Source organism: Nocardia testacea NBRC 100365, assembly GCF_000308775.1.
Taxonomy (GTDB): Bacteria; Actinomycetota; Actinomycetes; order Mycobacteriales; family Mycobacteriaceae; genus Nocardia; species Nocardia testacea.
This window is the reverse complement of sequence record NZ_BAGJ01000082.1, coordinates 74,747-81,367: the sequence shown is the minus strand read 5'-3', so window position 1 is coordinate 81,367 and position 6,621 is coordinate 74,747. Positions and strand designations below refer to the sequence as shown.

General features: G+C 69.0%; 9 protein-coding genes. 7 read left to right on the top strand and 2 right to left on the bottom strand.

Features of this window, described 5'->3' with window-relative positions:
- From ON38_RS10525 to ligD, 7 genes are all read left to right on the top strand, one after another.
- On the top strand, window positions 1-330 hold a 330-nt coding region (locus ON38_RS10525; protein ID WP_157181723.1), incomplete at its 5' end, for a DUF6191 domain-containing protein.
- 43 nt (window positions 331-373) lie between these two features.
- On the top strand, window positions 374-997 hold the full coding sequence (locus tag ON38_RS10520) for a TetR/AcrR family transcriptional regulator (RefSeq protein WP_051164581.1): 624 nt from the start codon (window positions 374-376) through the stop codon (window positions 995-997).
- Between the two features lie 61 nt (window positions 998-1,058).
- Entirely contained in the window at window positions 1,059-1,286 is a 228-nt protein-coding gene (locus ON38_RS10515; RefSeq protein WP_039824369.1) for an NfeD C-terminal domain-containing protein, read from the top strand.
- A gap of 23 nt (window positions 1,287-1,309) precedes the next feature.
- Window positions 1,310-2,416 carry an SPFH domain-containing protein gene (locus ON38_RS10510; protein WP_039824367.1) on the top strand — a complete coding sequence of 369 codons (1,107 nt, stop codon included), beginning with the start codon at window positions 1,310-1,312 and terminating at the stop codon, window positions 2,414-2,416.
- 26 nt (window positions 2,417-2,442) lie between these two features.
- The gene (locus ON38_RS10505) at window positions 2,443-2,826 is read left to right on the top strand and encodes a cold shock domain-containing protein (RefSeq protein ID WP_039824365.1); all 384 of its coding nucleotides are present in this window, start codon (window positions 2,443-2,445) and stop codon (window positions 2,824-2,826) included.
- Between the two features lie 106 nt (window positions 2,827-2,932).
- Entirely contained in the window at window positions 2,933-4,018 is a 1,086-nt protein-coding gene (locus ON38_RS10500; protein WP_218000761.1) for an ATP-dependent DNA ligase, read from the top strand.
- A complete protein-coding gene (gene ligD, locus ON38_RS10495; RefSeq protein ID WP_039824363.1) occupies window positions 4,015-5,025 on the top strand; it encodes a non-homologous end-joining DNA ligase in 1,011 nt (336 codons plus the stop codon). Before ON38_RS10500 ends, ligD begins: the two co-directional genes overlap by 4 nt.
- 13 nt (window positions 5,026-5,038) lie before the next feature.
- On the opposite strand, the gene ON38_RS10490 is transcribed toward ligD, so the two are convergent.
- Both ON38_RS10490 and ON38_RS10485 read right to left on the bottom strand, forming a co-directional pair.
- Entirely contained in the window at window positions 5,039-5,794 is a 756-nt protein-coding gene (locus ON38_RS10490; protein ID WP_039824361.1) for a RodZ family helix-turn-helix domain-containing protein, read from the bottom strand.
- 175 nt (window positions 5,795-5,969) lie between these two features.
- Complete coding sequence (locus tag ON38_RS10485) at window positions 5,970-6,533, bottom strand: TetR/AcrR family transcriptional regulator (protein ID WP_051164583.1); 564 nt, start codon at window positions 6,531-6,533, stop codon at window positions 5,970-5,972.
- Window positions 6,534-6,621: the final 88 nt, after the last annotated feature.

Here is a 6,621-nt window from a genome sequence, read left to right as displayed (position 1 = left end):
GGTGCGCCGATCGCCATGCTGCTGCTGGGGGCCGCCGCCGCGCTGCGGTGGGTGTACACCCGCTTCCCCAGGACCGGACGCTCGACCGGCCGGCGCACCTCCACTCGGCTCGCGGCCGCGGGCGTGGAGGAGATCACCGCCTTCTGGTACGGGAGCAAACGTGACCAGCTGGACCACCGTGCCGCGCAGACCATGCTGCGCGACGAGGAATCCGAGGGGGCGCCGCCGCGGGATCGGATCGATCTCGCCGCCGGCCGGGCGGTGCTGGTGGCCCGTCCGTCGGATCACGACGCCCGGAACCGGCCCGCGCCGCCCTCGACGGCGCCGTGACCACCCGGCACGGCGGATTGCGCGAGCCCACTACTGTGTACGGGTGCATTCAGATCAGCGATCGGACGACAGCGGACCCCGGATCTGGGGTGGCACCACGCTTTCCGAGCGGAAGCAGGCACGGCGCAGCGCGCTGCTCGAGGCCGCACTGGATCTGATCGGTGAATCCGGCGCCGCCGGCGTCACCATGCGGGCGGTATGCCGCCGGGCCAATCTCACCGATCGATATTTCTACGAGAGTTTCGCCAGCCGCGACGAACTGCTCGACGTTCTGTACCGGCAGATCGCCGACGATTTTCTCGATCCGATGACCGCCTTCACGGTCGCCGACGACGCCTCGCGCGACCGTGCGCTGTCCGAGGCGCTGGTGGACAAGGTGCTCGAGGATCCCCGTAAATCGCGCCTGTTCCTGGTGGAGCCGTACTCCAGCACCGGTCTCGGTCAGACCACCATCGCCGTGATGCCCGCCTTCACCCGGCTGATCCAGGACCATCTCTTCCACCGGATCGACGATCCGGTCCGCCGCCGGCTCGCGGCCGTCACCATGGCGAGCGGGAACGCCGGCATGTTCTCGGCCTGGCTGAACGGGTCGTTGCGGGCCACCCGCGCGGAGATCGTCGATCACCTCGTCGCCATGCTGGGTGCCTACCGCGGCCTCTACCGGTAGGCCGGGGCAGGCCGGGAGCCGTTCCCGGGAAACCTTGCCCGGGCAAGGAGGTTGGGAAGAATTGCACGACGAAGTTGTCGGATCGACCGGTAAGCTGATCTCGCCGATCCGAGGCCCCGGGACGCTGGGTGAGGTCTTGGTGGCCGTACGTGGGGGGACCGAAGGGTATATCGCGCGCGCTGCCGAAGCGATCCCGGCCGGGAGCACCGTGCTGGTCATCGCTGTCGATTCCGGTCGTATCGCCGACGTGGTGCCCTGGATACCGCTCACACCGGACCCGGCGCCGTAGCAACACGACGCGAGGAGTCATCCGTGCTGGGTTATCACGTACCCGATCCCGACGAGGCGATGCTGGTCAGCGGCGCCAAGAGCAGCGACGCCACCCCATTCCGGGTGATCATCGGCCGCGGTACATGGGTGATGCCGTTCTTCCGCAAGGTGCGGTATCTGTCGCTGGCGATGTTCGAGGCCGAGATCAGCGAGCGCTGCGTCACCAAACAGGCCATCGTGCTGCAGGTTCGGGCGGTCATCGCCTTCAAGGTCGCCAACGACACCGCCTCGATCGTGAACGCGGCCCAGCGTTTCCTGTCCGAACAGGAACAGGAGATGTCGGTGCTGACCGGACGGATCTTCTCCGGTCATCTGCGGTCCATCGTCGGCTCCATGACGGTGGAGGAGATCATCCGGGAGCGCCAGCGGCTGGCCGATGAGGTACTCGTCGCGTCGAAAGTGGAGATGAGCAATATCGGACTGTGGGTCGACTCGTTCCAGATCCAGTCCATCGACGACGGGAATCTCGGATATATCACGGCACTGGCCGCGCCGCACAATGCGGCGGTACACCGGGACGCGCAGATCGCCGAATCACAGGCCGCCCAGCGTTCCGCCGAAGCCGAACAGGAATCCCTGCGCAAGCAGGCCGAGTACGCGCGAGAGACGGCGATCCTCAAGGCCGGTTACCAGCGCGATATCGACAAGGCCCAGGCCGAGGCCGCGGCCGCCGGACCGCTCGCCGCGGCGCTCGCCCAGCAGGAAGTGCTCGGCGCCCAGGCCGCCCAGGCCCGCAAGGAGGCCGAACTGCGGGAACAGCAGTTGCAGGCCGAGGTGGTGAAACCGGCGCAGGCCGAGGCCGAGCGGGTGCGGATTCTCGCCGAAGCCGAGGCCGACCGCACCCGGATCCAGGCCGAGGCGGCGGCCTCCAACAATCGCATCGCGCTCGATCAGATGCTCATCGAGCAGTTGCCGCTCATCGTGGAGCAGGCGGCGCGTGGCCTGTCCAACGCCAATCTGACCGTTCTCAACGGACCGGACGGGGTGGGCGAACTGCTCAACGGCATGGTCGGACAGGGGTTGACCGTGTTCAACTCGCTGCAAAAGGCGCTTTCGACCACCGGTGAGGAAAAACCGGATATAGAGTGACCGGCAGAACTGCGGCGAGGAGCGGTGTGGTGGCCAGCGGGAAATTGGTGTCGTTCGACGGATCACGGGGCTTCGGTTTCATCCGGCCCGAGGACGGTGGACCCGACGTGTTCGTCCACGTCAACGATATCGGCCTGGGTGAGGACGAACTCCGGCAGGGCCGGGTGTTCGAATTCGATGTCACCGAGGGCGACCGGGGCCCCAAGGCGATCAACCTCAGGTCCCCGCGCGGCCAGCACGCGCGACCCAAACCGGTTGCCGAGGGCGGCCGGCTCACCGCCGAGGAACACACCCGGCTGGTCACCGAACTCCTCCTGGAGGCCTCCCCGGCGCTGACCGCCGGGGAGATCGTGGCCATCCGGCAGCGGCTCACCGATTTCGCGATCGAACAGGGCTGGGTCGACGGCTGACGGCCGGATCCGGGGATCTGTCGGTTCGAACTCCTATCATCGGGGGCGATGATTCGGCGCCGGCCGCGGCGTCGATACCGGTGAGGATCGACCCGAGGAGGATCGCGTGGACCTACCGGTTATGCCGCCCGTCCGGCCCATGCTGGCCAAATCCGCCCCCGGCATACCGCCGGGGCCGGGCCTGAGCTACGAGCCCAAATGGGACGGGTTCCGCTGCGTGGTGTTCCGCGACGGCGCGGATGTGGAGTTGGGGTCCCGCAACGATCGGCCTCTCACCAGATACTTTCCCGAGGTCGCCGAATTGCTGCGCGGCGCGCTGCCGGATCGGTGCGTCGTGGACGGGGAAATCGTCGTGGTCACCGAACACGGACTCGATTTCGATGTGCTGCAGCAGCGGCTGCACCCGGCGGCGTCGCGGGTGGCCAAACTGTCGGTGGAGACGCCGGCGAGTTTCGTGGCCTTCGACCTGCTCGCCCTCGACGACCGCGATCTGACCGGGGCACCGTTCGCCGAACGCCGCCGGTTGCTCGAAACCATCCTGCGGACCGAGCCCGGCCGGGTACAGCTGACCCCGCTCACCGGAGATCCGGCGGTCGCCCGCGACTGGTTCACCCGGTTCGAGGGTGCGGGCTTCGACGGGGTGATGGTCAAAGCCGATGATCAGCCGTATCAGCAGAACAAGCGGGTGATGCTCAAGGTCAAGCACGAACGCACCGCCGATTGCGTGGTGGCGGGTTTCCGCTGGCACAAGGACGGTCAGGGCGTGGGTTCGCTGCTGCTCGGCCTGTACGACGACGAGGGCCGGCTGCACCATGTGGGGGTGGCGAGCAGTTTCACCGCCGCGCGGCGCACCGAGTTGATCGGCGAACTCGCTCCGTACCGGGAGAACGCGCTGGCGGACCATCCGTGGCGGGAATGGGCCGACGCCGTGGCCCAGGCCGAGTCCGGTGGCTCCATGCCCGGCGGGGTCAGTCGCTGGAGCGGTGGTAAGGACCTGTCCTGGGAGCCGCTGCGCGCCGAACTGGTGGCCGAGGTCAGATACGAGCATCTCCAGTCCGGCCGGTTCCGCCACGGCGGACGGCTGGTCCGGTTCCGTCCCGACCGCACCCCCGAGTCGTGTACCTACGCACAGCTCGAAGAGGCCGCGCCCGCCGAGTTGCGCGAGATCTTCGGGACGGCGGTGGCGAAATGAGCGACGCGGTGGAAATCGAGGCCGCCGGCCGAGTGCTCACCATCACCAACCCCGCGAAGGTGTACTTCTCGCGCCGGGGCGAAACCAAATTGGATCTGGTGCGCTACTACGAGAGCGTCGCCGAACCCTTTCTCCGGGTCAACGGCGGGCGGCCGCTGTTGCTGGAGCGATACCCGGACGGCGCGTCCGGGAAGTCCTGGTTCCAGAAGCGGGTGCCGAAATCCGCCCCGGACTGGTTGCGCACGGTCGAGGTCACCACCCCGAACGGCACCACCAGCGACGCGCTGGTGGCACACGATCTGGCCCATGTGCTGTGGGCGGTGAACCAGGGTTGCCTCGGCTTCCACGTCTGGCCCAACACCGTGCCTGATCTGCGGGTCGCCGACCAGCTCCGGATCGACCTCGATCCCTCCCCCGGTATCGGTTTCGACGAACTGCGGACCGCGGCCGTCCGGACCCGGGAGCTGTGCGGCGAGCTCGGTATCGAGACGTGGGTGAAAACCTCCGGGTCGCGCGGCCTGCACCTCTACATCGCGCTGGAACCCCGCTGGGACGGGTACGAGGTCCGCGCCGCGGCCGTGGCCCTGGCGCGGGAGCTGGAACGCCGCCACCCCGACGACATCACGGCGCACTGGTGGAAAGAGGAACGCGGCCGCCGGGTTTTCGTCGACTACAACCAGAACGCGCCACACAAAACCGTATTCGGCGCCTGGTGCGTGCGACCCAAGGTCGGTGCACCGGTATCCACCCCGCTGACCTGGGAAGAACTCGACACCGTGATCCCCGAGGACCTGACGATCGCGACGGTACCGGCCCGGCTCGCCGAGTCCGGCGATCCCTGGGAGCACCGCCCACCGCAGAGCATCGAACCGCTGCTGCGGATGTCCGAACGCGACCTCGCCTCCGGTCTCATGGACGCGCCGTGGCCGCCGCAGTACCCGAAGATGCCGAACGAGCCGCCGCGGGTACAGCCCAGCCGCGCTCGTAAACCCGCGACGGACGGCTGAGGCCGGGCCCGGCTCAGGAGGTCCAGAACGTCCAGACCCCGTTTTCGCAGACCAGGGCGTACCCCGCGGCGGTGCGCGCGGTGCCCGTGCCCGTGCCCGTACAGCTCGTATCCGCTGACCGGACGGTCTCGGCCACCCGGTAGGGGCCCGACCACTGATAGCCGGTGACCGACGCCGAGTCGGTGAGGCACAGCAGGGTGTCGCCGCCGGTGGCGACACCGAGCAGCGCCGGTTCGGGACAGGCGGTGTCGACCTCCGCGGCCGGCGGGGTCACAGTGGATCCGCTCGCCGGGACCGAGGGTTCCGCCGTCGCGCTCCGGCCGGGTGAGGAGGTCGGTGCACTTTCGGAGGTCCCGGAGACAGCCGGGGCGGGGGGCTCGGTAGGCCGCGGTCCGCCGGTCGCCTCGTCCATCGCGGCGCCGACCCGGGACAACACGCCGGGCGTCTCCCGCGGCAGCAGGATCAGTGCCGCCAGTAGCGCCACTTCGCCGACGCCGAGCACTATGGCGGTCACGGCCATGAAACGGCCGCGCGGATGCCCGAACGCGATGAACCCGAAAACGATCGCCACCGGGAAGACCAGGACGAGGGCAGCCACCAGTGCGACGATCGCGTAGGGATTGACGATCGGACGCTCGTCGTAGCGAGGGGGCTCCTCGGACCAGTCGTCGTAGTCGTCGCCCCGCCGCCCGCTACGCGGTGGTTCCTGGTCGCGGTCCGGCGGGACTTCCGGCCAGCGCTCACCCGCCCAGCGCTGTGTATATGCCATGACCGATCCCTTCGAGCCGCCGTCGGCGCATCCTGGAGCAGTGGACTGCGCCCGGCACCCGAAAGAATAAGCCGCGACCCGCCGGTGGTCCCGGTAAATCCCCCTGTCCGCGGGCTCGCTTCGGCCGGCACCATCCGAAACACCCGGCCGCTCCGCTGGGCCGGGCCACAGTTGCTCAGCCCCCTCGTCGCACGCGTGGTAGCGATTCGGTGACCAGGGTGTTCAGCATGTCCACCAGGAGCGCGTGGACCTGTTCGCGGGTCATGGTGCCGCGGGTCAGCCATTCCCGGCCGGCGACCTTCACCAGGCCGCCGTAGGCGCGGACCATCGCTCGTCGCGGCTCTTCCGACGCCGCACCGTCGGCCAGACCGATCATCACCAGCAGCCGCTGCGCGGCCGCGTCGTCGGCCGCGTCGAGTATCTGCTGCACTTCCGGGTCGTCACCGACCCCCTCGTGGCTGGTCACCTTCACCCAGGTGTTGCCGTGTTCGGAGATCGTGTCCAGCAACCAGCGCACACTGGCCTCGACCCGCTCCCGGGTGGTGCCCGTGGGCACGGCCAGCTCGTCGGCGCGCGGCAGGGTCACCATCCGGCGGACGACCGCGAGATAGAGGTCGCGTTTGTTGCCGAAATAGTGGTTGATCAGGCCGCGGGCCACACCGGCGCGCTGCGCGAGCTCAGCAGTGGACACCGCCGCGTACGGACGTTCGCCGAACATCTCGATGGCCTTGGCGAGGATCTGGGCGCGGCGCTCGTCGGGCTCGAGCCGGCGCCGCCGAGGTTGCTCATCCGTGCCGCTCCCGCCGCTCCCGCCGACCCCGCCCGGG